General features: G+C 51.9%; 29 protein-coding genes and 1 tRNA gene. 5 read left to right on the forward strand and 25 right to left on the reverse strand.

What is annotated here, in order from left to right; all coding sequences use genetic code 11:
- Nucleotides 1-34: 34 nt before the first annotated feature.
- The gene (argG, locus tag I6L53_RS19940; protein ID WP_042325110.1) at nucleotides 35-1,378 is read left to right on the forward strand and encodes an argininosuccinate synthase; all 1,344 of its coding nucleotides are present in this window, start codon (nucleotides 35-37) and stop codon (nucleotides 1,376-1,378) included.
- A 59-nt stretch (nucleotides 1,379-1,437) separates the two neighbouring features.
- Here argG and I6L53_RS19945 read toward each other — a convergent pair whose 3' ends face one another.
- The 13 genes from I6L53_RS19945 to rlmE all read right to left on the reverse strand — a co-directional run bounded on the left by I6L53_RS19945 (nucleotide 1,438) and on the right by rlmE (nucleotide 13,922).
- Nucleotides 1,438-2,118, reverse strand: coding sequence for an oligogalacturonate-specific porin KdgM family protein (locus I6L53_RS19945; protein ID WP_042325107.1), 681 nt, complete (start codon nucleotides 2,116-2,118; stop codon nucleotides 1,438-1,440).
- A gap of 183 nt (nucleotides 2,119-2,301) precedes the next feature.
- A complete protein-coding gene (locus I6L53_RS19950) occupies nucleotides 2,302-2,997 on the reverse strand; it encodes an RraA family protein (protein WP_042325105.1) in 696 nt (231 codons plus the stop codon).
- A 14-nt stretch (nucleotides 2,998-3,011) separates the two neighbouring features.
- Entirely contained in the window at nucleotides 3,012-4,310 is a 1,299-nt protein-coding gene (gene dctA, locus I6L53_RS19955; protein WP_042325104.1) for a C4-dicarboxylate transporter DctA, read from the reverse strand.
- 84 nt (nucleotides 4,311-4,394) lie between these two features.
- Nucleotides 4,395-5,276 carry an amidohydrolase family protein gene (locus I6L53_RS19960; protein WP_042325102.1) on the reverse strand — a complete coding sequence of 294 codons (882 nt, stop codon included), beginning with the start codon at nucleotides 5,274-5,276 and terminating at the stop codon, nucleotides 4,395-4,397.
- A 26-nt stretch (nucleotides 5,277-5,302) separates the two neighbouring features.
- A complete protein-coding gene (locus tag I6L53_RS19965) occupies nucleotides 5,303-6,028 on the reverse strand; it encodes a PIG-L deacetylase family protein (RefSeq protein WP_042325100.1) in 726 nt (241 codons plus the stop codon).
- 28 nt (nucleotides 6,029-6,056) lie between these two features.
- Nucleotides 6,057-7,112 carry a 4-oxalomesaconate tautomerase gene (locus I6L53_RS19970; protein WP_042325098.1) on the reverse strand — a complete coding sequence of 352 codons (1,056 nt, stop codon included), beginning with the start codon at nucleotides 7,110-7,112 and terminating at the stop codon, nucleotides 6,057-6,059.
- 160 nt (nucleotides 7,113-7,272) lie between these two features.
- Nucleotides 7,273-8,172 carry a LysR family transcriptional regulator gene (locus I6L53_RS19975; protein ID WP_042325096.1) on the reverse strand — a complete coding sequence of 300 codons (900 nt, stop codon included), beginning with the start codon at nucleotides 8,170-8,172 and terminating at the stop codon, nucleotides 7,273-7,275.
- 167 nt (nucleotides 8,173-8,339) lie between these two features.
- Nucleotides 8,340-8,426 (reverse strand) — tRNA-Leu (locus I6L53_RS19980).
- A gap of 9 nt (nucleotides 8,427-8,435) precedes the next feature.
- On the reverse strand, nucleotides 8,436-8,768 hold the full coding sequence (gene secG, locus I6L53_RS19985) for a preprotein translocase subunit SecG (protein WP_042325094.1): 333 nt from the start codon (nucleotides 8,766-8,768) through the stop codon (nucleotides 8,436-8,438).
- A gap of 226 nt (nucleotides 8,769-8,994) precedes the next feature.
- Nucleotides 8,995-10,332: a phosphoglucosamine mutase gene (gene glmM, locus I6L53_RS19990; RefSeq protein WP_042325092.1), complete on the reverse strand. Its 1,338-nt coding sequence runs from the start codon at nucleotides 10,330-10,332 to the stop codon at nucleotides 8,995-8,997.
- Entirely contained in the window at nucleotides 10,325-11,173 is an 849-nt protein-coding gene (folP, locus tag I6L53_RS19995) for a dihydropteroate synthase (protein WP_042325089.1), read from the reverse strand. Before folP ends, glmM begins: the two co-directional genes overlap by 8 nt.
- An 88-nt stretch (nucleotides 11,174-11,261) precedes the next feature.
- Nucleotides 11,262-13,193: an ATP-dependent zinc metalloprotease FtsH gene (gene ftsH / locus I6L53_RS20000; RefSeq protein ID WP_042325087.1), complete on the reverse strand. Its 1,932-nt coding sequence runs from the start codon at nucleotides 13,191-13,193 to the stop codon at nucleotides 11,262-11,264.
- 99 nt (nucleotides 13,194-13,292) lie between these two features.
- Nucleotides 13,293-13,922 carry a 23S rRNA (uridine(2552)-2'-O)-methyltransferase RlmE gene (gene rlmE, locus I6L53_RS20005; RefSeq protein WP_042291855.1) on the reverse strand — a complete coding sequence of 210 codons (630 nt, stop codon included), beginning with the start codon at nucleotides 13,920-13,922 and terminating at the stop codon, nucleotides 13,293-13,295.
- A gap of 126 nt (nucleotides 13,923-14,048) precedes the next feature.
- Here rlmE and yhbY point away from each other — a divergent pair, with 126 nt between their 5' ends.
- Nucleotides 14,049-14,342 (forward strand): ribosome assembly RNA-binding protein YhbY, encoded by a 294-nt coding sequence (yhbY, locus tag I6L53_RS20010; RefSeq protein WP_042325329.1) that lies wholly within the window; start codon nucleotides 14,049-14,051, stop codon nucleotides 14,340-14,342.
- Between the two features lie 145 nt (nucleotides 14,343-14,487).
- Here yhbY and greA read toward each other — a convergent pair whose 3' ends face one another.
- Entirely contained in the window at nucleotides 14,488-14,964 is a 477-nt protein-coding gene (greA, locus tag I6L53_RS20015; protein ID WP_042325084.1) for a transcription elongation factor GreA, read from the reverse strand.
- A gap of 246 nt (nucleotides 14,965-15,210) precedes the next feature.
- Between greA and dacB the strand changes: the two genes are divergently transcribed.
- Nucleotides 15,211-16,644, forward strand: coding sequence for a serine-type D-Ala-D-Ala carboxypeptidase (dacB, locus tag I6L53_RS20020; RefSeq protein ID WP_042325082.1), 1,434 nt, complete (start codon nucleotides 15,211-15,213; stop codon nucleotides 16,642-16,644).
- Nucleotides 16,645-16,737: 93 nt separating this feature from the next.
- On the opposite strand, the gene cgtA is transcribed toward dacB, so the two are convergent.
- The 4 genes from cgtA to rplU all read right to left on the reverse strand — a co-directional run bounded on the left by cgtA (nucleotide 16,738) and on the right by rplU (nucleotide 19,609).
- On the reverse strand, nucleotides 16,738-17,910 hold the full coding sequence (gene cgtA, locus I6L53_RS20025) for an Obg family GTPase CgtA (RefSeq protein ID WP_042325080.1): 1,173 nt from the start codon (nucleotides 17,908-17,910) through the stop codon (nucleotides 16,738-16,740).
- Between the two features lie 15 nt (nucleotides 17,911-17,925).
- Nucleotides 17,926-18,891: a DMT family transporter gene (locus tag I6L53_RS20030; protein ID WP_042325078.1), complete on the reverse strand. Its 966-nt coding sequence runs from the start codon at nucleotides 18,889-18,891 to the stop codon at nucleotides 17,926-17,928.
- 129 nt (nucleotides 18,892-19,020) lie between these two features.
- Complete coding sequence (gene rpmA, locus I6L53_RS20035) at nucleotides 19,021-19,278, reverse strand: 50S ribosomal protein L27 (protein WP_003861831.1); 258 nt, start codon at nucleotides 19,276-19,278, stop codon at nucleotides 19,021-19,023.
- A 19-nt stretch (nucleotides 19,279-19,297) separates the two neighbouring features.
- On the reverse strand, nucleotides 19,298-19,609 hold the full coding sequence (rplU, locus tag I6L53_RS20040) for a 50S ribosomal protein L21 (protein ID WP_042325074.1): 312 nt from the start codon (nucleotides 19,607-19,609) through the stop codon (nucleotides 19,298-19,300).
- Between the two features lie 258 nt (nucleotides 19,610-19,867).
- Between rplU and ispB the strand changes: the two genes are divergently transcribed.
- Nucleotides 19,868-20,839 carry an octaprenyl diphosphate synthase gene (gene ispB / locus I6L53_RS20045; RefSeq protein WP_042325071.1) on the forward strand — a complete coding sequence of 324 codons (972 nt, stop codon included), beginning with the start codon at nucleotides 19,868-19,870 and terminating at the stop codon, nucleotides 20,837-20,839.
- Nucleotides 20,840-21,066: 227 nt separating this feature from the next.
- Nucleotides 21,067-21,354 (forward strand): DNA-binding transcriptional regulator SfsB, encoded by a 288-nt coding sequence (gene sfsB / locus I6L53_RS20050; protein ID WP_042325069.1) that lies wholly within the window; start codon nucleotides 21,067-21,069, stop codon nucleotides 21,352-21,354.
- A 54-nt stretch (nucleotides 21,355-21,408) separates the two neighbouring features.
- On the opposite strand, the gene murA is transcribed toward sfsB, so the two are convergent.
- From murA to mlaF, 7 genes are all read right to left on the reverse strand, one after another.
- Nucleotides 21,409-22,668 (reverse strand): UDP-N-acetylglucosamine 1-carboxyvinyltransferase, encoded by a 1,260-nt coding sequence (gene murA / locus I6L53_RS20055; protein ID WP_042325067.1) that lies wholly within the window; start codon nucleotides 22,666-22,668, stop codon nucleotides 21,409-21,411.
- A 52-nt stretch (nucleotides 22,669-22,720) separates the two neighbouring features.
- Complete coding sequence (gene ibaG / locus I6L53_RS20060) at nucleotides 22,721-22,975, reverse strand: BolA family iron metabolism protein IbaG (protein WP_042325065.1); 255 nt, start codon at nucleotides 22,973-22,975, stop codon at nucleotides 22,721-22,723.
- A gap of 123 nt (nucleotides 22,976-23,098) precedes the next feature.
- A complete protein-coding gene (gene mlaB / locus I6L53_RS20065; RefSeq protein WP_042325064.1) occupies nucleotides 23,099-23,395 on the reverse strand; it encodes a lipid asymmetry maintenance protein MlaB in 297 nt (98 codons plus the stop codon).
- A complete protein-coding gene (mlaC, locus tag I6L53_RS20070) occupies nucleotides 23,395-24,030 on the reverse strand; it encodes a phospholipid-binding protein MlaC (RefSeq protein ID WP_042325061.1) in 636 nt (211 codons plus the stop codon). Before mlaC ends, mlaB begins: the two co-directional genes overlap by 1 nt.
- An 18-nt stretch (nucleotides 24,031-24,048) precedes the next feature.
- Nucleotides 24,049-24,606 (reverse strand): outer membrane lipid asymmetry maintenance protein MlaD, encoded by a 558-nt coding sequence (mlaD, locus tag I6L53_RS20075; RefSeq protein WP_042325059.1) that lies wholly within the window; start codon nucleotides 24,604-24,606, stop codon nucleotides 24,049-24,051.
- A 4-nt stretch (nucleotides 24,607-24,610) separates the two neighbouring features.
- Nucleotides 24,611-25,393, reverse strand: coding sequence for a lipid asymmetry maintenance ABC transporter permease subunit MlaE (mlaE, locus tag I6L53_RS20080; RefSeq protein WP_042325057.1), 783 nt, complete (start codon nucleotides 25,391-25,393; stop codon nucleotides 24,611-24,613).
- A 7-nt stretch (nucleotides 25,394-25,400) separates the two neighbouring features.
- Nucleotides 25,401-26,213 carry a phospholipid ABC transporter ATP-binding protein MlaF gene (gene mlaF, locus I6L53_RS20085; protein WP_042325055.1) on the reverse strand — a complete coding sequence of 271 codons (813 nt, stop codon included), beginning with the start codon at nucleotides 26,211-26,213 and terminating at the stop codon, nucleotides 25,401-25,403.
- Between the last annotated feature and the right edge of the window lie 30 nt (nucleotides 26,214-26,243).

A 26,243-nucleotide genomic window follows, 5' to 3' on the forward strand; every position in this document is an offset into this window, starting at 1 on the left:
CTCACCATCAGTCTATCAAGCAGGGTTTTATTTTATGACGACGATTCTCAAGCATCTCCCGGTAGGTCAACGTATTGGTATCGCTTTTTCCGGCGGTTTGGACACCAGCGCGGCGCTGCTGTGGATGCGACAAAAAGGGGCTGTCCCATATGCATATACTGCGAACCTGGGTCAACCAGACGAGGAGGACTATGATGAGATCCCCCGTCGCGCAATGGAATACGGTGCAGAGAACGCTCGCCTGATCGACTGCCGTAAACAGCTTGTTACTGAAGGCATCGCCGCGATTCAGTGCGGTGCATTCCATAACACGACTGGCGGGCTCACCTATTTCAATACCACGCCGCTGGGCCGTGCGGTCACCGGCACTATGCTGGTTGCGGCGATGAAAGAAGACGGCGTCAATATCTGGGGTGACGGCAGCACCTATAAAGGAAACGACATCGAGCGTTTCTATCGCTATGGTTTGCTGACCAACGCCGAACTACAGATTTACAAACCATGGCTGGATACCGACTTTATTGATGAACTGGGCGGTCGCCACGAGATGTCCGAGTTTATGATCGCCTGTGGATTCGACTACAAAATGTCCGTCGAAAAAGCCTACTCCACGGACTCCAACATGCTCGGCGCAACGCACGAAGCTAAAGACCTCGAATTCCTGAACTCCAGCGTCAAAATAGTCAATCCGATCATGGGCGTGAAGTTCTGGGATGAGAATGTGAAGATCGCGGCGGAAGAAGTCACCGTTCGTTTCGAACAGGGCCACCCGGTCGCGCTGAATGGTAAAACGTTCAGTGACGATGTGGAAATGATGCTGGAAGCGAACCGTATCGGCGGACGTCACGGTCTGGGGATGAGTGACCAGATTGAAAACCGTATCATTGAAGCCAAAAGCCGTGGCATTTACGAAGCCCCGGGAATGGCGTTGCTGCATATCGCCTATGAGCGTCTGCTGACGGGTATTCACAACGAAGATACCATTGAGCAGTATCACGCTCACGGTCGCCAACTGGGTCGCCTGCTGTATCAGGGCCGTTGGTTCGACTCTCAGGCACTGATGCTGCGTGATGGGCTGCAGCGTTGGGTCGCCAGCCAGATTACCGGTGAAGTGACTCTTGAGTTACGCCGCGGCAACGACTACTCGATCCTGAATACCGTGTCCGACAACCTGACCTATAAGCCAGAACGTCTGACCATGGAAAAAGGTGACTCCGTGTTCTCACCAGACGATCGTATTGGGCAATTGACCATGCGTAACCTGGATATCACCGATACCCGCGAGAAGCTGTTTGGTTATGCGCAGTCTGGCCTGCTTTCAGCCTCTTCGACAACAGGCTTGCCCCAGGTCGAAAACCTGGAAAACAAAGCGAAGTAATGGGTTGAAAATCTAAAAAGGCCGCGAAAGCGGCCTTTTTTTGGGTCGTGTCACCGACATCAGAATGTATATTGCAACCCTAAGCGATATCGACTTTCGCGATCGTCTCGTAGCGGAGATACCGAAACATTTCCCACCTCGACATAAGGCGTCCATTGCGCAGAGGCTTTCCATGCAATCCGCCCATTATATTCATAATCCTCTTTCTTATTATCATACTTGATTGCGTCGCTGTGCTTATAGACGTAATTGGTTTCAAAGGTGAGCGTGTTCCACCGATATCCCAGCCAGATATCACCACGGTTAATATGTTCATCATCTTTGCCCGCGCTGGTATCCCGCGCATACTCATAACGATAACGTGCGGAAAGATATAACCCCGAATCAAAGTTATACCAGCCACGTAAGTACGGTTTATAGATTGTTTTAGATGATGTCGTTTCGAATTCTACCCCAGGCTGTAAATCGATCACCGGGGTCAATTTGTACGTGTAGTTGAGCGAATATTCACTACCGTTATCGACAATATCTGAGAACGGTTTATCCGTTGAATCTCCACCCGATTTAAATTTCCCTTCAACAAAGAATCCCACACCATTCGCAAACCGATGCGAAACCTGAATCCTGTCGCGGTGAACTTTATTGTCGTCGAGATACTCATGCCTGAAATCAAGCATGAGCGCAGTTGAAGAAAATGCTGTCGAGAATAAAAAGAGGCTTAATACAATATTCCTTTTCATAATATTACCCTGTGATATTTATTTTAAAAAATCCCAATTTCTGAATTGGTTGCAGGGGAAATACGCAGCCGTAATGAAACCGTTGCCAGATAACATCAATAACGCTATTGACTCACGTTCTTAAACGAGCAGACGTATTAATCTTTATTCTATAAGGAGACGTTTCCTTTACAGCAATAACCACTAATGCCAGATATCTTCAATAATTTCACATTGCTTATTGGCAAGCTCCCTATCCACCCAACTGCGGTCAGCATTACCCGCTCGGGTTGCCAGCAGTTTTTTACTGTCAAACAACTGATATTTTTCAGCTTCTGCCAGAAGTGCTTGCGCATCCTGTCGGGCAATGACAATAACGCCATCACCATCGCCAACAATGACATCTCCCGGCATGACTGACATACCGCCGCAGGATATCGGCACATTAATCTCCCCCGGTCCGTCCTTAAAGGGTCCCGCAGGTGTACTTCCCGTCGCGTAAACCGGAAATTCCATCGCCTGAATACTGTACAAATCACGGACAGGGCCATCCAGAACGATCCCGCAAGCCTTGCGCGTGTGGGCATACGTAATCATGATTTCCCCCATCAATGCCTGGCTATTACCGCCATCATTGGAGACGACCAGCACATCGCCAGGTGTAAGGATATTTAATGCCTTATGAATCATTAAGTTATCACCAGCACGGACTTTCACTGTCAATGCCACGCCAACCATGTTGTCTTTACATGGCAAAGACAGTCGACGGATAGTACTGTTCATTGCGCTGAGTCTTCCCATGCAGTCGGCAATATTCGCTGTCGGGATGGCTTTAAATGCAGCAATCAGCTCCGGGTCCGGAAGACGACGCTGAGTAAAGACTCTGAATCCATTGCTCATACTATTTCCTCCTTTTATTTGAGTGTCTCAGAGCGATATTCCACCGCTGTATTTTTTGACTGTGTAGTAAGCGTCTGACGCATTTGTTCTTTATCAAGAACGCCGTCCCATGCAGACACCACGATGGCGGCAATACCGTTGCCGATCAGGTTGACAATCGCCAGTCCGGTTCCGACAAAACGATGGATACCCAGAATAAGAACCATCCCCGCGACAGGCACGACGGGCAAAACAATCAGGGTACTGGTTAACATGACAAATGCCGCTCCCGTTACGCCTGCTGCGCCTTTCGAGGTCAACATCGCGACAAGGATCAAGATCATCTGGCTGGAGAAGGAAAGCTCCGTATTCGTCGCCTGCGCGATAAACAGGATGGCCATCGTCATATACAGGTTGGTACCATTAAGATTGAACGAATATCCTGACGGTACGACCAGCGCCACCACCGGTTTTGGGCATCCCATTCGCTCTACTTTTTCCATCAGGTGAGGCAAGACGACCGATGAAGAGCCCGTCCCCAGAATGATCAACAGTTCTTCTTTGATATACCGGAGATAAGCAAACAGGCTGAAACGGCAGACGCTGGCGACAGCACCATAAATGACTATCACAAAAATAATCAGCAGCAGATAGAAGCCGAAGACCATTTTGACCAGCGGAATCAATGACGCAAGTCCATAGGCGCCGATGGTATACGCAATGGCACCAAATGCTCCAATTGACGACAGTTTGGAGATCAGATGCACATTATGGAAAAAGACGCGGGACGCACTTTCAACAAACTGAAATACCGGACGCCCTTTATCACCGATGGCTGACAAAGAATAACCAAACAGAATAGATACCATCAGAATTGCCAGCACATTACCCGTAGAGAAGGCGCTAACAAAGGTTGATGGGATAATATTCATCACGAAAGTCACCACGTTCACATTTTTGGCGCTCTCGGTATATTTGTTTATCGCTGAGGTATCCAGAGTGGAAAGCTCAACATTAAATCCGGCGCCAGGCTGGATAATATGACCGCCAATCAGACCGATAATTAAGGCGACAATCGACATGACCGCAAAATAGATCAATGCCTTACCACCCACCCGGCCCAGCTCTTTCATATCGCGCATCCCGGCAATGCCGGTGACGACGGTACAAAAAATGATCGGGCCAATGATCATTGCTATCAACTTAATAAAACCATCACCTAATGGCTTCATTTCCACTGCCAGATCCGGAAAGAAATAGCCAAGAGACACACCAATCACAATCCCTACTATTACCTGAAAATAAAGTTCTTTATAAAATGGTTTACTAGTCATTTTATTCACCTCCACATTTCGATGTGGCTTCAGTAACCTCTGAACACTCAATCCGTATAAAAAGTCAAAGGCCTCAGGTCGAGCTTATGCTTCCACAGGCGCAAATCCATAGAGACGGACGGGGTTTTCGACAAGCAGTTTGCGGCGCATGTGCTCATCCTCACAGAAATCCAGCATCAGATTGACCAGTTCACCGTCGTTAGGCATGTCGTTACTGATATTGGGATGGGGCCAGTCGGTTCCCCATAGCACCCGATCCGGAGCGGTTTCAATCAATGCGCGGGCAAAAGGAATGGCATCATTGAACGGTCGCACACCGGCAGATATACGCTCCGAGCCGCTGACTTTCACCCATGCAAACGGATTGTCTCGCATGAGATGCAGTAACTGCTGGAAGGGCTTTTGCTCAAGACCTGATGCGGTTTTTGCGCGCCCCATGTGATCGATAATGAACGGGATATCAATTTTGCTAATCACGTCGGAATAGGTAACGATATCCTGCGCGTCCAGATGCAGCACGACATGCCAGCCCAGGTCTTTAACACGGTGCAGAACCGAGAAAAAACGAGGGAGATCGGGGGCCCCACCAAGGTGCTGAACGAAGTTAAAACGAACCCCTCGCACCCCACCAGTATGGAGCCGCTCCAGTTCGGCATCACTTTCATCGCCATTGACCATGGCAACGCCGAGATAACGTCCTTCACTTCGGGCGATAGCATCCAGCATCGCGCGGTTATCAGTACCATGGCAACTGGCCTGGACAATCACGGCCCGGCTGATACCCAGCCAGTCATGCAGCGCCATCAGCTTTTCGAACGGCGCATCTTCCGGGGTGTATTTTCGGTTCGGCCCGTAAGGGAAGATGCTACCAGGACCAAAAACATGGCAATGTGCATCACACGCACCGGGCGGTAATATCTCCCGCGGTTTAATCGGATTGGGATCGGGTGATTTGCAGCTTTTCATGGGGCCTCCTTGGGCATTATTTTTCATCAAGAAAACTGAGCGGTAACCTGCGGGAAAATGCGCTGATAACCTTCGGCGTATTTGATTTTCAAATCTGAATTTCTTGACGCCTGCACGCCGCGCTGCAACGCGACTCGGGTGTAGTACTCCCAGAGGTGTTCCTGCGCTGCCATGGACTCCATCGCTTCACGCTTGGTTTGCCATACTTCGCTGATATCCAACAGCACTTCTGGCTTCCATTCACATTGCTCCGGTTGATGGGGCTCAAACAGAAAGACGGGCGGTGCGCCAATCACGGGCTTTTCAGGATCGTGGCCGTGCGCCTGGGCGACAATTCGGGCTTCCTGAGCGATATGCGTCGCCATTGGGTGGTCGAAGTTGTAGGGATCTTTCAACGAATGTGTCAGCACAAACTCAGGTTTGAGTTCACGATACAGATCAGCGAGGGCGAACAGAACGTCATCACTGACCCGCATGGGATAGTCACCGACGTCCATAAAATGAATTGTTCTGGCCCCCAGGATTTCGGCAGCCTTACGCGCTTCCTTCTCCCTTTCCTGTTTTACGGTGGTCATCTCCATGCCAGGCTGACGCCAGAGTTTGGCGGATTCACCGCGTTCGCCAAACGACAGACACACAATGTGCATGTCCCAGCCACGAGCGGCATATAGTGCAATGGCACCGCCAGCACGCCAGACAAAATCAGCGGAGTGAGCACTGACGATCAACGCCGTTTTAGGTTGCGTATTCATATTTCTTCCTTCTGTGAGAGCTAACGAATCAAGGAACCAGCACGTCGCCACGCATGATCAACCGCGCCGTTCGCATCAATGCGGCCTGCGCCACAGAGCCATCCTCATTCAGGCGCAGATACACCGTTAATTCACCTGAAGGATGCTCGATAGACAGGCGTTGTTCTGTGCCACCGGAAAGTTGCGATACCGCGTGAGCGACGGAACCCGGCATAACTGCAGCGGTAGCAACGGTGACGGCACCGAGGACACCAATGGCGGCATGGCAGGTATGAGGGATGAATGTTCTGGTGCAGAGCGCACCGCCAGATTGCGATCTGGCAACCATACTGATTTTAGGCACCGACTTATTGGCGACATCAGAGATCCCCATCAGCTTGCCGGCTTTTAAGCGCAGGTTTTCAATACGTGTCGCCAGCGCGTTATTCGCATTAAGCTGATCTTTCGTTTCATAGCCCGTTATTCCCATATCGCTGGCAGCCACAATAATGACCGGCATGCCGTTATCGATGCAGGTCACCCGGATGCCGTCAATGACATCACACAGTTTGCCCGTGGGGAGTAAGGCACCGCAGACCGAACCTTCCGTATCAAGGAAATTCTGCAATACCGGAGCGGAGGTTCCTGGTACGCCGTCAATACTGACATCCCCTTCGTAACAGGGATGTCCACCGGGAGTTTGTAGCGTCACTTCAGCGATCATGTTGGTATTGAGTGTACGGATGCGCAGCACCGTTTGATCGCCCTGCGCGGTAATCAGACCCGCCTCCAGCGCTGCCGGACCAGCCGCGGCCAACATGTTCCCGCAATTGGGCGTGGTATCCACATGTTGTTCGTTGATGGAGACCTGAGCAAACAAAAAGTTGATATCGGCCTCAGCATCGGGGGCCAGCGAGATAATGCCGACTTTACTCGTCAGCGTCGTGGCGCCGCCAAGACCATCAATTTGTCTTTCATCAGGGGAGCCCATCACTGACAGAATTAAACGATCGCGTTCGGCAATCTCTTCCGGCAGATCTTTCGCCAGGAAAAACGGTCCTCTTGATGTGCCACCGCGCATAAACCAGCAGGGTAATGTCTTCATGATCTTCTCGCTTCGTCATAACCATCAGGTCTGTGAGAACTAAGCTAACAACGAAGATGACTATGAAAAAGATGCAAACGGTCATAGCTGAATTGCATTTTTTGCATAGCAGCAGGAAGAGTGACTTAGTGATACCCGTGCATATCTGGCAAGATAAGATTCAGGACAGACGCTGACTGATAATCCGTTGCTGCAGGAGCAGTTCCATCGTCCGCTGGGCGAGAGAAGAGAAATGATGCTGGTTTGATGTGGCCAGGATGACCCGGTTCAGAATAGGAGGGGTAATGGGGACGGCAGTCAATCCTTCGGGACGGTAATCGACTTCCAGGGAATTCGCGGGTAATACCGCATAGCCAAATCCTCTGGACACCAGTCCCAGCATAGAGGGAACCGTATCGATTTCAAGGACGACATTCAGACTGACATCATGACGGGCGCATTCTATTTCGACCAGATTGCGCAACATTTGCTGTCGGTTAGGGATAATGAGGGGATAGGTGCTGAGTTCACGCAGCGGAATATTCATGTTGCTGGCAACAGGTGAATGACTCGGCGCGATAAGACATAATTTTTCAGTCCAGAGATGCTGATATTTCAGGCTACGTTCAGGAGAGGGGTTATAAAGTATCGCAATATCCAGTTCCCCCAAAATTAAACGTTTTTGCAGCCAGTACGTCAGGTTCTCGGTAATCGCCAGGGAACAGTCAGGAAATTCAGCAAGAAAATCGGTGACCAGCCCCACGGTTAAGAGTTTCCCCAATGTAGGAGGCATACCAACCGTCACTTTGCCCTGGTATATGCCGTCACCGGTACTTAATGCCTGCTCGGCGATTTCAACCTGTCGCAGAATACCTTTACCATGCTCCAGCAGTTGTCGACCTGCTGCGGTCAGCGTCACGCCGCGACCGTTACGTTTAAGCAATGTTTTCCCCAGTTCCAGTTCTAACTGGCGTACCTGTCGGCTGACCATCGACTGAGACTGGTCAAGAGTCTGAGCTGCCTGGCTGAAACTGCTTTGCTCCGCTACCCGGATAAAGCTGCGTAATTTCTTTAAATCCACACATCCCTCCTGGCCGGTATGTCATGTCATTCTGAACAAGAAGATAAAGACTTAAAGCTAAAAATAAAAACAATAAAATAGAATAATAGAGAGTGCGGGGATAAACAGTCACTACGCGGGTTTTAGATACAAAAATGGACGTCTGTTGACGTCCATTTTCTAAATATTGGTACCGAGGACGGGACTTGAACCCGTAAGCCCTATTGGGCACTACCACCTCAAGGTAGCGTGTCTACCAATTCCACCACCTCGGCACTGAGATCTTATTGCGGGATATCGCTGGTCGGCTTAGCCGGAGCAGCTGGCTGAGGCTGTTCGGTTTTCGCCGGCGCACTCAGATTTTCCCACTCACTTCCTTTATTGGTTTTGTTACTGTTGATATTGCCCAGCACCAGGCTGATGATAAAGAACAACGTCGCCAGCACAGCCGTCATACGGGTCATGAAGTTACCGGAACCACTTGAACCAAACAACGTCGCGGAAGCGCCTGCTCCGAAGGAGGCTCCCATATCAGCGCCTTTACCTTGCTGCAGCATGATCAGACCCACAAGGCCAATTGCCACAATAAGGAAAACTACCAAAAGAGCTTCGTACATAATCAACCTGTTCCTTGCGGAGTTGCCGCATACCAATGCTTCTAACCAATAAAGCGGGATTTTTACTGTTTCCCACTGAAGCGGGTGTGAATACTAACCAAAGCGAATGACCTTCGCAAGGGCAATTTTAGTGCATTGTATCAACTGCGGAAAAAAACAGCAAAAGCCGGGTTTCCCTTTACTAAAAAGGCAGCAAATGCCGCCTTTTTATGCAGTTAAGTCTGCCTTACACCGCTTTGACCGCATCCGCGATGCGATGGGCAAACTCGGTCACCTGCGCTTCATCTTCGCCTTCAACCATCACGCGAATTAACGGCTCGGTGCCCGATTTGCGCAACAATACGCGCCCACGATTCCCCAGCGATGACTCCACTTCCGCAGTCACCGCTTTCACCGTATCATTTTCCAGCGGGTCGCCGCTGCCTGCGGTGTACCGCACATTCACCAGAATCTGCGGGAACATTTTCATGCCGCTGCACAGATCGTGAAGGCTCATGTGGTTACGTACCATCGCGGCCAACACTTGCAGACCAGCAACAATGCCATCACCGGTAGTGGTTTTATCCAGCAGAATGACGTGACCGGAGTTTTCCGCCCCGATACGCCAGCCTTTTTCCTGCATTTTTTCCAGCACATAGCGATCACCGACTTTCGCGCGGGTAAACGGAATGCCGAGTTGCTTCAGTGCCAGTTCCAGACCCATGTTGCTCATCAGCGTCCCGACAGCACCACCGCGCAGTTGTCCCTGACGCAGGGCTTCACGGGCGATGATATACATGATCTGATCGCCATCGACTTTATTACCGTCATGATCAACCATGATCACACGGTCACCGTCGCCATCCAGCGCGATACCCAGATCGGCTTTTTCCGCGACCACGAGAGCCTGCAAGGCACGCACATCGGTGGCGCCGACCTCTTCGTTAATGTTCACACCATTTGGCTCACAGCCAATAGTAATCACCTTCGCACCCAGTTCGCGCAGCACGTTCGGCGCAATATGGTAGGTTGCGCCATTGGCGCAATCCACCACGATCTTCAATTCGTTCAGGCTCAATTCGTTCGGGAATGTACCTTTGCAAAATTCAATATAGCGCCCTGCCGCATCGACTATACGGCTGGCTTTACCGAGTTCAGCGGAATCCACACAGGTGATCTCTTTTTCCATCTCGGCCTCAATGGCCTCTTCGACGGCATCGGGCAGTTTGGTCCCGTCGATGGAAAAGAATTTGATACCGTTGTCATAGAACGGGTTATGCGATGCGGAGATCACAATCCCGGCTTCGGCGCGGAAGGTGCGCGTCAGATAAGCGACCGCAGGCGTTGGCATCGGCCCCGTAAACGACGCGGACAACCCTGCTGCCGCCAGACCAGCTTCAAGTGCTGACTCCAGCATGTAACCGGAAATACGGGTGTCTTTGCCGATGATGATTTTACGCGAGCCGTGGCGAGCCAGGACCTTACCGGCCGCCCAACCCAGCTTCAGCACAAAATCAGGCGTAATCGGCGCATCGCCCACGCGTCCACGGATCCCATCGGTTCCAAAATATTTACGGTTACTCATAGCGTTTGTTTTCCTTTGCGGACAATGTGGCTTCTACCACACGCATCGCTTCTACGGTTTCTTTGACGTCATGCACACGAATGATCTGCGCCCCCTGCATAGCAGCAATGACCGCACAGGCAAGGCTACCGCTCAGACGCTCTGATGGCCCCACATTGAGCAGTTGGCCCACCATCGATTTACGTGACATTCCCACCAGCACCGGCAGGTTAAAATGGTGAAACTCAGCCAGTCGCGCCAGTAATGTATAGTTGTGGGAGAGATTTTTACCGAAACCGAATCCCGGGTCGAGCAACAATTTCTCTTTTGCGATGCCGGCCCTTTCACAACGTGCTATTTGCTCAATAAAGTAGCGATTTACATCCGCAAACACGTCTTCATATTTTGGCGACTCCTGCATGGTCTTCGGCTGCCCCTGCATATGCATCAGACATACCGGCAAACCGGTTTCCGCCGCCGCCTCCAGCGCACCTGGTTCAGAGAGCGAGCGAATGTCGTTAATGATGTGAGCGCCCACTCTTGCTGACTCGCGGATCACCTCAGGCTTTGAGGTATCGACAGAAATCCAGACTTCAAAACGTTGGGCTATCGCCTCAACTACCGGGATAACACGCGCCAGTTCCTCTTCCACACTCACATCCGCCGCACCGGGGCGAGTAGACTCACCGCCGACATCAATGATGGTCGCTCCAGCATTAATCATCAGATTGGCATGTTTCACCGCTTCAATCAGCGTGTTATGCGCTCCACCATCTGAGAAGGAGTCCGGCGTGACGTTAAGGATCCCCATCACATGAGGATGGCTGAGATCCAGTGAGGTGCCCTGGGCATAGAGTTTCATGATGTTATCCCTGGTATGAATTGATAAGAAAAAACCCTGGAGCAAGCCCCAGGGTTTTCAATAAAACGCAGTCATCTACAACAGTAACTTATTTGTCGCCTAACTGCTCTGACATGGTATTACCTGGGTTCGGCGTGCGCGGTTCATCCACCGGGCGCGGCGCACGAGGTGTGCCATTGTTGTCAGAATTGTTAGAGCCCGGTTCTTCCCAGCCAGCTGGCGGGCGAACATCGCGGCGAGCCATCAGGTCATCAATCTGCGGCGCATCAATGGTCTCATATTTCATGAGCGCATCTTTCATCGCGTGCAGGATGTCCATGTTGTCATTCAGGAGCTGACGCGCACGATTGTAGTTACGCTCAATCAGTGCTTTCACTTCCTGGTCGATGATACGCGCGGTTTCATCGGACATATGTTTCGCTTTTGCCACGCTACGACCGAGGAATACTTCACCCTCTTCTTCCGCGTACAACAGCGGACCGAGTTTGTCGGAGAAGCCCCACTGGGTCACCATGTTACGTGCCAGGTTGGTTGCAACCTTAATGTCGTTCGACGCACCGGTAGAAACATGTTCAACACCGTAGATGATCTCTTCTGCCAGGCGGCCACCGTACAGCGTGGAGATCTGGCTTTCCAGTTTCTGACGGCTGGCGCTGATCGCGTCGCCTTCAGGCAGGAAGAAGGTCACACCCAACGCACGTCCGCGCGGGATAATCGTTACTTTATGTACCGGATCGTGTTCCGGCACCAGGCGACCGATAATCGCGTGGCCAGCTTCGTGGTAAGCGGTCGATTCTTTCTGCGCTTCCGTCATCACCATAGAGCGACGTTCCGCACCCATCATGATTTTGTCTTTCGCTTTTTCGAACTCAACCATCGACACGACACGCTTGTTGCCACGAGCAGCGAACAACGCGGCTTCGTTCACCAGGTTTGCCAGATCTGCACCGGAGAAACCCGGCGTACCACGAGCAATGATTGCCGCGTCAATATCCGGCGCCAACGGTACACGACGCATATGCACTTTCAGGATCTGTTCACGACCACGCACATCCGGCAAGCCGACCACAACCTGACGGTCGAAACGGCCTGGACGCAACAGCGCAGGGTCAAGAACGTCCGGACGGTTGGTTGCCGCGATAACGATGATACCTTCGTTACCTTCGAAACCATCCATCTCAACCAGCATCTGGTTCAGGGTCTGTTCACGTTCATCGTGACCGCCACCCAAACCTGCACCACGTTGGCGACCTACGGCATCGATTTCATCGATGAAGATAATGCATGGTGCTGCTTTCTTGGCCTGTTCGAACATGTCACGCACACGAGATGCACCGACACCGACAAACATTTCCACAAAGTCAGAACCAGAAATCGTAAAGAATGGAACCTTCGCTTCACCTGCAATGGCTTTCGCCAGCAAGGTTTTACCGGTACCCGGAGGACCGACCATCAGGACGCCTTTCGGGATTTTACCGCCCAGCTTCTGGAAGCGGCTCGGCTCGCGCAGGTATTCAACCAGTTCCGCCACCTCTTCTTTCGCTTCGTCACAGCCTGCGACGTCGGCGAAAGTGGTTTTGATCTGATCTTCCGTCAGCATGCGCGCTTTGCTCTTACCGAACGACATAGCGCCTTTGCCACCGCCGCCCTGCATCTGACGCATAAAGAAGATCCAGACACCGATCAACAGCAGCATCGGGAACCAGGAAATGAAGATAGAAGCCAGCAGGCTCGGTTCTTCTGGTGGTTCACCAACAACCTTGACGTTCTTAGTCAGCAGGTTATCAAGCAGCTTCGGATCGTTTACCGGAATGTAAGTCGTGTAACGGTTACTATCTTTCTTGGTAACGTTGATCTCACGTCCGTTGATACGTGCTTCACGAACCTGGTCGTTGTTGACCTCTTGCAGGAAGGTAGAGTAATCCACCTTACGGCCATTAGACTCGCTGGGCCCAAAGCTCTGGAATACTGACATCAGCACAACGGCAATGACCAGCCAGAGTATTAGGTTTTTCGCCATGTCACTCAAGGGATTAACCTCTTATTACAACTGTGTTAAAAACAGCGTCAGGATACTCTATATCCAGCGTCTTTCAAACTTTCGTCTGAAATCGACCAGTTATGGTTTACGCCCGGTCGCTACAATATACACTTCACGCGAACGTGCGCGAGAAGAGTCCGGTTTACGAACTTTCACCTTCGTAAACAGGGAGCGAATTTCCCTTAGATACTCATCGAAACCTTCGCCCTGGAACACCTTCACAACAAAACTGCCACCCGGCGCTAGCACATCACGACACATTTCTAACGCCAGTTCCACCAGATACATGGCACGGGGGATGTCCACCGCCGGTGTTCCGCTCATGTTTGGTGCCATATCTGACATGACAACCTGGACTTTACTATCACCCACGCGTTCCAGCAGCGCCTTCATGACAAGTTCATCACGAAAATCGCCCTGAAGAAAGTCCACACCAACGATAGGATCCATAGGTAAAAGATCGCAAGCGATGATACGGCCTTTGCCGCCAATCTGCGAGACCACATACTGTGACCAGCCTCCTGGCGCGGCACCGAGATCGACTACCGTCATCCCCGGCTTAAAAAGTTTGTCACTTTGCTGTATTTCATCAAGTTTAAACCAGGCACGGGAACGCAACCCCTTTTTCTGTGCCTCTTGAACATATTTATCGCTAAAGTGTTCCTGAAGCCAGCGACTTGAGCTGGCAGAACGCTTCTTACCTGTCATTTAACTTTCCCATCGGGGCAGAACATCGTTGCCATATGGCGTAAATTTCCACGCACTATTTGGCGATATATGGGAGATGGCGGTAGAATGACCCGTTTTCAATCCCAACGTAAGCAAAAATATACGATGAATCTGAGTACTAAACAAAAACAGCACCTGAAAGGTCTGGCACATCCGCTCAAGCCGGTCGTTATGCTTGGCAATAATGGTTTGACCGAAGGGGTACTGGCCGAGATTGAACAAGCGTTAGAGCACCATGAACTTATCAAGGTGAAAGTCGCGTCTGAAGATCGCGATACAAAAACCTTGATCGTGGACGCTATCGTGCGCGAAACCGGCGCCTGTAATGTACAGGTCATCGGTAAAATGCTGGTGCTTTATCGCCCGAGTAAAGAACGCAAAATCTCGCTGCCACGCTAAGAATATCCTAAAGTCGAACACAAAACCTGTGTAAAACGAGGGATTTCCTACGAGCAGGAGAGCAAAATGCCACGCTCTCTTCGTTGATAAAAGGCCGCTATGCGGCCTTTTTCCTTTCTTTACAATACATCAACATCTTGAGCACTTACAGGTATTCTACCTTAGTGACCTCATATTCCACTTCGCCACCCGGGGTTTTGATCACCACGACGTCGTCCTGTTCTTTGCCAATCAGGCCACGTGCAATCGGCGAGTTAACGGAAATCAGGTTCTGTTTGAAGTCCGCTTCATCATCACCCACAATGCGCCAGGTCTGCTCTTCGTCGTTATCGAGATTCAAAACGGTGACCGTCGCGCCAAAGACAACGCGACCGTTATTCGGCATTTTGGTGACATCGATGACCTGCGCATTCGACAGCTTCGCTTCGATGTCTTTGATACGACCTTCGCAGAAACCCTGCTGTTCACGCGCCGCGTGATATTCCGCATTCTCTTTCAGATCGCCATGCTCACGCGCTTCGGCGATAGAGGCGATAATTTCAGGGCGGCGCACAGATTTCAGAAAATCCAGCTCTTCGCGTAATTTTTCTGCACCACGTAAGGTCATCGGAATCGCTTGCATTTGTTATACCTCTTGAACATTCCTGTAGGGGGCGATCGCTCCGCCCCGGCTGTTAAGCCTGCCCCGATATGGTGTCATACCCGGACCAGAAGCAAAAAAATACCGACCCGGACGCAAGGTCCAGGTCAGCTACAATTCTTAATTTGATACTCATTTTACCCTGGAGTTCCCTATGGGTCATCGTTTACTTTCCAGGGCATTGCGCCGTAGTATGACGGCTTGTTTCCAGGTTGTTAGCGCGAGATTATGCGATTTTCCAGATTTATCATCGGATTGACCACCAGTGTAGCGTTCAGCGTCCAGGCCGCGAACGTTGACGAGTACATCAACCAGCTCCCTGCCGGAGCTAACCTTGCCCTCATGGTTCAGAAGGTCGGCACCCCGACTCCCGCGATTGATTATCATAGTCAGCAAATGGCCCTTCCTGCCAGTACGCAGAAAGTGATTACCGCGCTGGCGGCATTAATTCAACTAGGCCCGGACTTCCGCTTTACCACGACGCTGGAGACCAAAGGCAGCGTTGATGCGGGTGTTCTGAAAGGTGACTTAGTTGCACGATTTGGTGCCGATCCGACGCTAAAACGCCAGGATATTCGGAATATGGTGGCGAACCTGAAAAAATCAGGCGTCACTAAAATTAGCGGAAACGTCCTTATTGATACCTCTGTTTTTGCCAGCCACGACAAAGCGCCAGGGTGGCCCTGGAACGACATGACCCAGTGCTTCAGCGCGCCGCCTGCCGCTGCGATTGTCGACAGGAACTGCTTCTCAATTTCGCTCTACAGTGCGCAAAAAGCGAACGATTTAGCCTATATTCGCGTGGCGTCTTACTACCCTGTCACCATGTTCAGCCAGGTTCGCACCCTCGCACGCGGCTCGGCAGAGGCGCAATATTGTGAGCTGGACGTGGTTCCGGGCGATTTAAACCGCTTCACGCTGACCGGCTGTCTGCCGCAGCGCGCTGACCCTCTTCCGCTGGCATTTGCCATTCAGGACGGTGCAAGTTATGCCGGCGCGATCCTGAAAGATGAGTTAAAACAAGCTGGTATCACCTACAGTGGGACATTATTGCGCCAGACGCAGGTCAATGAGCCAGGTACCGTTGTGGCTAGCAAACAGTCTGCACCGCTGCACGACCTGCTTAAGATTATGCTGAAAAAGTCGGATAACATGATTGCCGATACCGTCTTCCGGATGATTGGCCATGCGCGGTTCAATGTGCCGGGAACGTGGCGTGCTGGATCTGATGCCGTACGGCAAATCCTGCGCCAGCAAGCGGGAGTAGATATTGGCAACACGATTATTGCCGACGGCTCCGGCCTGTCGCGCCATAACCTGATATCCCCTGCCACGATGATGCAGGTACTGCAATACATCGCGCAGCACGACAACGAACTGAACTTCATCTCAATGCTGCCGCTGGCAGGCTATGACGGCTCTCTGCAGTACCGTGCGGGTCTGCATCAGGCGGGCGTCGACGGTAAGGTCTCGGCGAAAACAGGGTCATTGCAGGGTGTATACAACCTGGCGGGCTTTATTACTACCGCAAGCGGGCAGCGGATGGCGTTTGTGCAGTATCTGTCGGGTTATGCGGTAGAACCTGCCGATCAACGTAACCGTCGCATTCCGCTGGTTCGCTTTGAAAGCCGGTTGTACAAAGATATTTATCAGAATAACTAGGTGGGTATTTTGCCGAGTGGCGCTGGCGCTTACCCGGCCTACAGATGATGTATGCCCGGTAAGCGCTAGTGCCACCGGGCATTGAAACGGAAATTAACGCTTATAGATGAACTCGACGCCTTCTTCGTCGTCTTCGTCCCAGTCGTCATCCCAGTCGTCTTCGGCTTCTTCTTCCACTTCCGCGATTTGCTGGCGATGATAATCATCCCACATGAACTCGACTTTCTCTGGCTGCTTCGCTTCTTCCGCCTGAGTAATCGGGTTCTCGATGATAAAGGTCATCACATCCCAGCAGAGATCTTTCACGCCCAACTGGCTGGCGGCAGAGATCAGATAATATTTATCTTCCCAGCCCAGCGCCTGCGCGATAGCTTTGGCTTTCTCTTCCGCTTCGGCTTTATCCAGCAAATCGATCTTGTTAAACACTAACCAGCGCGGTTTGGCAGCCAGATCCTGACTGTATTTTTCCAGCTCGCCAATGATGATCCGCGCATTCTCAACCGGATCGGAACCGTCGATCGGATCGATATCGATAAGGTGCAGCAGTACGCGGCAGCGTTCCAGATGTTTCAGGAAGCGGATCCCCAGACCGGCACCTTCCGCAGCGCCTTCAATCAGCCCCGGGATGTCCGCGACCACAAAGCTCTTTTCGTTATCCATACGGACAACGCCGAGACTCGGCACCAGCGTAGTAAACGGATAATCCGCAACTTTAGGCTTCGCCGCAGAGACCGCGCGGATAAAGGTAGATTTACCGGCATTTGGCATCCCCAGCATGCCCACATCCGCCAGCAGCATCAATTCCAGCAACAGGTCACGCTTGTCACCCGGCGTTCCCATCGTTTTCTGACGCGGCGTGCGGTTGACTGAAGATTTAAAACGGGTGTTACCCAGACCGTGCCAGCCGCCTTTTGCGACCATCAGACGCTGACCGTGTTTGGTCATGTCACCCATGGTTTCGCCCGTGCCCTGGTCTATCACACGCGTACCTACCGGTACTTTTATAGTGACATCTTTCCCACGTTTACCGGTACAATCACGGCTGGCGCCATTCTGACCACGCTCTGCGCGGAAAGATTTCTCAAAACGGTAGTCGATCAGGGTGTTCAGGTTTTCGTCGGCTTCCATCCAGACGTCACCCCCATCACCACCGTCGCCGCCGTCCGGGCCGCCTTTCGGGATATATTTCTCACGGCGGAAGCTTACGCAACCATTACCGCCATCGCCTGCAACGACCAGAATCGTTGCTTCATCAACAAACTTCATTTTACTCTCCGTAAATCATTCGCCTGAGCGGGGCTGCGATACCACCGATTCATGCTTACGTAATCCGCCCCAAATACGATGACCAATGGCGGAGTACATCGCGCCCGCAACCACGACAAACGCACCGAGATAACCCAGAAGGTTTAACATCGGTCTGGCGAAGAAATCGGGCCAGGCCATAGATAAAAGATCTGAAAATAACAGCGTAAACAGCGGCGTGAGCGTGATTAACGCACTCACCTGAGCTGCCTGCCAACGCGCCATCGCTTCCGCCAGGGCGCCATATCCTACCAGCGTATTCAGCCCACAGAAAATCAAACAGGCAAGCTGCCAGTGACTGAGCTGAGCTATCACGCCGGGCTTCGCCAGCGGCAATAGCGCTATCGTACATAAAGTGTACAGTAAAAACAGGATCTGCGGTGATGCCAGACGCCGCAATAACACCTTTTGCGCGACGCCATAACTCACCCAGACCATCGCCGCACCGACGCCAAAAATGACGCCCCAGGTGTAATCAGTCAGTTTGGTAAAAATTTCGATCAGACTGGTGTTGAAGAACATCACCAGCCCGCTCAACAGCATTATCGCGCCAACAATCTGCGTACCGCGCATTTTCTCTTTAAGGATAAATACGCTCGCGACCATCATACCTACTGGTGACAGTTGGCCGATCACCTGCGAAGCCGTTGGGCTTAAATACTGCAGGGAAGAGCTGAACAGGATGAAGTTCCCAAAGAGTCCAGCGGTGGCAATCGCCAACAGGATCAGCCAGCGCGACTTACGAAAAATTCGCAGCGGCGGAAGCTTGCGCTTCGCGGCCAGAATCGCCCCGAGGCCAACACTGGCGATTAAAAAACGGTAAAACACGATGGTAGGAGGTTCCATCACCTCCAGCACCTGCTTCATAGCGATTGGCAAAGCCCCCCAACACACCGCGGTTGTGAGCGCCAAAAGAATACCAATGCCAGCCTGCTGCTTCATGCCCGTTTTCCCTGCAAGAGCTCGTTATCCGCTGCAAAGCGGTTTCACGAGCATATTTACCGGTCGTCGAATGTAAAAAGCCCCGCAACAGGGTGCGGGGCTTTTATCCGTTACCGGACCACGAAAAACTTACTCAGCAACGATGCTGATGTATTTACGGTTGTTCGGGCCTTTAACTTCAAATTTCACTTTACCGTCTGCTTTAGCAAACAGAGTGTGGTCACGACCGCAACCTACGTTAGTACCAGCGTGGAACTTGGTGCCACGTTGACGAACGATGATGCTACCCGCCAGAACGGATTCGCCACCGAAACGCTTAACGCCCAGGCGTTTAGCTTCTGAATCGCGACCGTTACGAGTTGAGCCGCCAGCCTTTTTATGTGCCATTTAAATCTCTCCTCAGGTCTTAGGCGCTGATGCCAGTAATTTTCACATCAGTGAACCACTGACGATGGCCCTGCTGCTTACGATAGTGTTTACGACGACGAAACTTAACGATTTTAACTTTCTCGCCACGACCGTGAGCAACAACTTCAGCTTTGATAACGCCGCCATCAACGAAAGGAACGCCGATTTTGACTTCTTCACCGTTTGCGATCATCAGAACTTCAGCGAATTCGATAGATTCGCCAGTTGCGATGTCCAGCTTTTCCAGGCGAACGGTCTGACCTTCGCTTACTCGGTGTTGTTTACCACCACTTTGGAAAACCGCGTACATAAAAAACTCCGCTTCCGCGCACACCTTTTCAATGATTCAGAGTGCGCTATAAATATTCACAATAGGGCGCGAATATTACGCAAAACGTGAGCCTTTGACAAGTGCTACAGTCAATACATGAAGAAAAAAAACACAACGTGTATGGTAACGTTTATCTGTGGCGTTTTTTCAGTACAATCAGCATATATTTCTAACCCTAAACCCTAAGTTACCTTGCCACATGATGAGGTAAACGGGGCGAAAAGCCCGGCTTTTGCGATGAATTTAGAAAAAATCAATGAGTTAACCGCGCAAGATATGGCGGGTGTCAATGCGACAATCCTTGAACAGCTTAATTCCGACGTTCAACTGATCAATCAGTTAGGCTATTACATAGTGAGTGGGGGCGGTAAACGCATTCGCCCGATGATTGCCGTACTCGCGGCGCGCGCCGTTGGCTATCAGGGAAATGCCCATGTCACGATCGCGGCATTGATCGAATTTATCCACACCGCCACTCTGCTTCATGACGATGTCGTGGATGAATCTGATATGCGTCGGGGCAAAGCCACGGCGAACGCCGCGTTTGGCAATGCTGCCAGCGTGCTGGTTGGCGATTTTATCTATACCCGAGCTTTCCAGATGATGACCAGCCTCGGTTCGCTGAAGGTGCTGGAAGTGATGTCTGAAGCCGTGAACGTTATTGCTGAAGGAGAAGTCCTGCAGTTAATGAACGTTAACGACCCGGACATTACGGAAGAAAGCTATATGCGCGTAATCTACAGTAAGACGGCACGACTGTTTGAAGCGGCAGCGCAGTGTTCCGGTCTTCTCGCAGGTTGTAGTGAAGCCGAGGAAAAAGGGTTGCAGGACTACGGTCGTTATCTGGGAACGGCTTTCCAGTTGATTGACGATCTGTTGGATTACAACGCCGACGGCGAACAGCTTGGTAAAAATGTCGGTGATGACCTGAACGAAGGTAAACCTACGTTACCGCTGCTGCATGCGATGCGTAATGGCACACCTGAGCAGGCGAAAATGATTCGTCACGCCATTGAACAAGGAAACGGTCGACACCTCCTGGAGCCAGTACTGGAAGCGATGAACGCCTGTGGTTCACTGGAATGGACACGCCAGCGCGCAGAAGAAGAGGCTGACAAAGCCATCGCTGCACTGCAGGTACTTCCTGATTCCCTATGGCGCGATGCGCTGACAGGCCTGGCGCATATTGCCGTACAGCGTGACCGCTAATGACGACACAATCATCCCGCCATACCGCGCGGGATGATTCATAAAAATTCCAATAAAACCCACACGACCTCTCTATCTCATTGCAATTCATGCAATAAATCTTAATAAATTCCGAATATTTAAACTACTTACACGAACATATTAGAACACTAATTCTCTGAGCGTATAGTGTCTTCTGCAAGTTGATTGTGCAAATCAACGATGAATGACCATGAGCGAGGGGATAAATGGAGAGCAAACTCATTGACTGGCATCCAGCCGATATCATTGCTGGATTACGTAAAAAAGGAACATCAATGGCTGCCGAATCGCGCAGACATGGATTAAGTTCCTCCACACTGGCAAACGCCTTAACCCGGCCATGGCCAAAAGGCGAGCTGATCATAGCGAAAGCGCTCGGAACGGACCCCTGGGTGATCTGGCCGTCACGCTACCATGATGCGAAAACACATGAATTTATCGACAGGACGCGTCTGATGCGGGCGGCGCGGCGGGAAAAGCAGGATGTAAAGTAACTCGCGAAGCAGTGGCCCCGACATAACGCATCGGGGCTACTCAATGGCGCACAATTATTCGGCTTTCACGCGCTCGATGTTAGCGCCCAGCGCGCGCAATTTATCTTCGATGCGTTCATAACCGCGATCGATATGATATATACGATCAACGACCGTCGTCCCTTCCGCAATACATCCCGCCAGTACCAGGCTGGCAGAAGCACGCAGATCCGTCGCCATCACCTGCGCGCCGGAGAGCTTATCGACACCGTGACAAATGACGGTATTGCTTTCGATTTCCGCATGAGCCCCCATACGGCTCAGTTCAGGCACGTGCATAAAACGGTTTTCAAACACGGTTTCCGTGATGAATCCAGTCCCTTCCGCCACCAGGTTCAACAGCGTGAACTGGGCCTGCATGTCCGTCGGGAATGCCGGATGTGGGGCGGTACGCACATTGACCGCTTTCGGACGTTTGCCATGCATATCGAGGCTGATCCAGTCTTCACCCACTTCAATATCTGCACCGGCATCGCGCAGTTTCGCCAGTACCGCGTCCAGTGTATCCGGCTGCGCGTTACGGCAGATAATTTTGCCGCGAGAAATCGCCGCGGCCACCAGGAAAGTCCCGGTTTCGATACGGTCAGGCAACACGCGATAGACACCGCCACCCAGGCGTTCTACACCTTCGATAGTGATACGATCGGTACCCTGACCGGTAATTTTCGCCCCCAGCGCAATCAGGAAGTTGGCGGTATCAACAATTTCCGGTTCACGTGCGGCGTTTTCAATGATGGTGGTACCTTCCGCCAGCGTCGCGGCACACATGATTGTCACCGTTGCGCCAACGCTGACTTTATCCATGACGATATGCGCGCCCTTCAGACGACCATCAACGGAAGCTTTCACATAGCCTTCTTCCAGCGTGATCGTCGCACCCAGTTGCTCCAGGCCGGTGATATGCAGGTCAACCGGACGCGCGCCAATCGTGCAACCACCAGGCAGAGAAACCTGCCCCTGACCAAAACGGGCAACCAACGGCCCCAGCGCCCAAATCGAAGCACGCATGGTTTTCACCAGGTCATACGGTGCGCAGAAGACATTAACTTCACGGGCGTCAATGTGTACGGAGCCATTGCGTTCCACTTTCGCACCAAGCTGGCTCAGCAGCTTCATCGAGGTATCAACGTCCTTCAGCTTCGGGACGTTCTGGATCTCTACCGGCTCTTCCGCCAGCAACGCCGCAAAAAGGATCGGCAGAGCGGCGTTTTTCGCGCCAGAAATTGTGACTTCGCCCTGGAGCCGGGTAGGCCCCTGTACACGAAATTTATCCATGATGTTGTTCTCAGTTAAAATTCATCGTCGTTACCGGTGTGTCACCCGTAACTCAAAAACCGTTTAGTTTACGATCGCGCGCCCACTCGGCGGGGGTATACGCTTTGATCGACAGGGCATGAATGCGGTTATCCGCAATGTATTCCATCAGCGGCGCATAAACCGACTGCTGCTTCTTCACCCGGCTCATGCCGTCAAACATCTCACCCACGGCAATAACCTGAAAGTGACTGCCATCGCCAGAGACGTGGACTTCCTGGAGTGAGAGTGCGTTCATCAGCACGCTCTGAATTTCATTATTTTCCATGGGCTCTTCATTCGTCAGATTGTGAAAACAGCCCAACATCTTAGAGCAAAGTTGCGCTGTCATAAATAAGCAAAAAGCCTCGCGGGTAAATCCGGCGAGGCTGTAGATAATAACGTACTGATATTACTGACGCGGGAGCACGTCAGCAGGCAAGTTATAGAGTTCCGCCAGAGTAAAGACTTTGTCATCCACTCCCTTCAGAGACACGTTGTTGCCCTGTTTTTTCGCCAGACTAATGAGATGGACCAGCAGCGCCAGTCCCCCCGTATCCACTCGGGAAACCTGACTAAGATCGATACAGGTCACGCCAGTCATCGCTTCAACGCGAGCATCCCATAAAGGATTCAGCACGTCCTGGTCCAGTTCGCCAACGAGAGCCAGCCTGTCACCGTCACGAGTCCAGTTAAGTGACTGAGTCATTACTTCTTCTCTTCCAGCGTGATTTTCTGCTGTGCGATAGATTTCAGTTGCGCCGTCAGGCCATCGATCCCTTTAGTACGCAGCAGATCGCTCCACTCGTTCTGTTTAGTGGTGATCATGCTGACGCCTTCGGCGATCATGTCATAGGCCTGCCAGTGACCCGTCTGGGTATTTTTACGCCACTGGAAGTCCAGACGTACCGGAGGACGGCCGTTTGGATCGAGAATCGTCACGCGGATCGGAACGATGGTCGCGTCGCCCAACGGTTGTTCCGGAGCAATCTGGTAGGTCTGACCGTGATACATCGCCAGCGCCTGGCCGTAGGCCTGTTTCAGATACTCACGAAACGCGGCGAAATAGGCTTCACGCTGAGCCGGAGTGGCCTCTTTGTAGTAACGCCCCAATACCAGTGCGCCAGCGTATTTCACCTGGACGTACGGCAGCAGCTCCTGGTCAACCACATCACGCAGATAGTCCGGATTCGAACGGATTTTTGGCTGTTCGTTTTTCAGGCGGTCGAAGGTTTTCTGCGCCGCTTCATCCATCAACTTGTAAGGGTTGGTTTGATCGGCTGCAATGGCGGTGCTCAGCGGTGCAATCACCAGCAGAGCCACCATCATTAAACGCTTAAGCATAATTCGATTCTCCTGAGATTAATTCGTTGTGCCCGCAGGCCCAGTCGCTTCATTATGGCCTTCGGTCGGCGCCGACGCATCGCCAGAATTCTTATTGTCATCGCCTTTACTGTTGCTGTTGTAAAGGAACTGACCAATCATATCTTCCAGCACCATCGCGGATTTGGTGTCCTGGATTGTGCCGCCATCTTTGAGGATAGACGTTCCCAGCTCAGGATCTTCAAAACCGACGTTCAGCGCCAGATACTGTTCCCCCAGCAGACCAGACGTCCGGATGCTCAGCGAACTGGTATCCGGGATGTGGTTATAGCGCTCTTCGATGTCCAGCGTCACGCGCGGTAAATAGGTCTTCGGATCCAGGGAGATATCCGCCACGCGCCCCACCACGACACCACCGATGCGCACTGGCGAACGCACTTTCAGGCCGCCGATATTATCGAAAGTCGCGTAAATCGTGTAGGTCGGTTCCGTGCGCATAGAGGTTACGTTGGCCGCCTTCAGGCAGACGAACAGCGCGGCCAGCAACGCAGCTAACAAGAAGATCCCCACCCAAATTTCATTTTTTTTCGTTTGCATGAACTCAATTCCCAAACATCAATGCGGTCAGTACAAAGTCCAGACCCAGAACGGCCAGCGACGAATGCACAACAGTGCGTGTGGTTGCCCGGCTAATTCCCGCCGACGTCGGAATCGCATCATACCCATTGAACAATGCAATCCAGGTTACCGTAATGGCGAACACCACGCTTTTAATCAAACAGTTGACCAGATCCAGACGCCAGTCGACGGCATTTTGCATCGCGGACCAAAAGAAGCCAGCATCAATCCCCTTCCAGCTTACGCCGACCAGAGAACCGCCCCAGATCCCAACGGCTACAAACAAAATCGTCAACAGCGGCAGCGAAATCACGCCAGCCCAGAAACGCGGGGAGATCACTCGACGCAGTGGGTCGACGGCCATCATTTCCATACTGGAAAGCTGCTCCGTCGCGCGCATCAGGCCAATTTCAGCGGTTAGTGCGGAGCCCGCACGTCCGGCAAACAGCAACGCGGCGACGACCGGACCGAGTTCACGCAGCAGCGACAACGCCACTAACATCCCCAGACTGGTTTCCGCACTATAGGTGGTGAGTACCAGATAACCCTGCAACCCCAGCACCATGCCGATAAACACGCCAGAAACAATAATGATCAGCATCGACAGGACGCCCACATTATAAAGCTGGCGCACCAGCAGCGGCGCGTGTTTACGAAATTCCGGTTTGCCGACCAGCGCATTGAACAACATTAACCCAGCGCGCCCGAACGTTCTGAGGGTTTTAATCCCCTTATGTCCCAGCGTCGCCAGTGCATTTAACAGCATGAGTGGCTTAACTCCCTGTTCCGAGTAAATCAGAGTGATAATCGCCCGCAGGATAGCGGAACGGGACTGGCCCGTCTGCAATGCCATCCAGGAACTGACGTACGCGCGGGTCGTCATTCTCTTGCAGCGCCTGTGCGCTGCCGTGGGCCACAATCTTTTTGTCCGCCATAATATAGGCGTGATCGGCAATACTCAGAACCTCCGGCACATCGTGAGAGACCACGACGCAGGTCACGCCCAGCGCGCTGTTTAATTCTGAAATCAGTTTGACCAGCACACCCATGGTGATCGGATCCTGACCGACAAACGGTTCATCAAACATAATGAGATCCGGTTCCAGCGCAATGGCGCGCGCTAACGCCGCGCGGCGAGCCATCCCTCCGGACAGTTCTGAAGGCATGAGTTTTGCTGCCCCGCGCAGACCGACGGCCTCCAGTTTCATCATCACCGTACTTTTCAATAACGACGGAGGCAGCGTGGTATGTTCGCGTAGCGGATAGGCCACGTTATCAAATACGTTCATGTCAGTGAACAGCGCCCCTGACTGAAACAGCATACTCATCCGTTTACGTACCGTGTAGAGGCGCGAACGAGACATGTCAGGAATGTTCTCACCATCAAACAGGATCTCTCCCTTGTCTGGTTGAATTTGTCCGCCAATCAGGCGCAACAGCGTCGTTTTACCGATCCCCGATGGTCCCATGATCGCGGTGATCCTGCCACGCGGTACGGTCAGAGAGATGTTATCGAAAATGCAGCGATCGCCGCGCGTAAAGCTGACATCGCGCATATCGACTAAATTCGCCACAGACTGACCCATTGATTCATCCTTCGTGTTGCTTGTTGATCT

The organism is Citrobacter farmeri, from assembly GCF_019048065.1.
Lineage (GTDB): Bacteria > Pseudomonadota > Gammaproteobacteria > Enterobacterales > Enterobacteriaceae > Citrobacter_A > Citrobacter_A farmeri.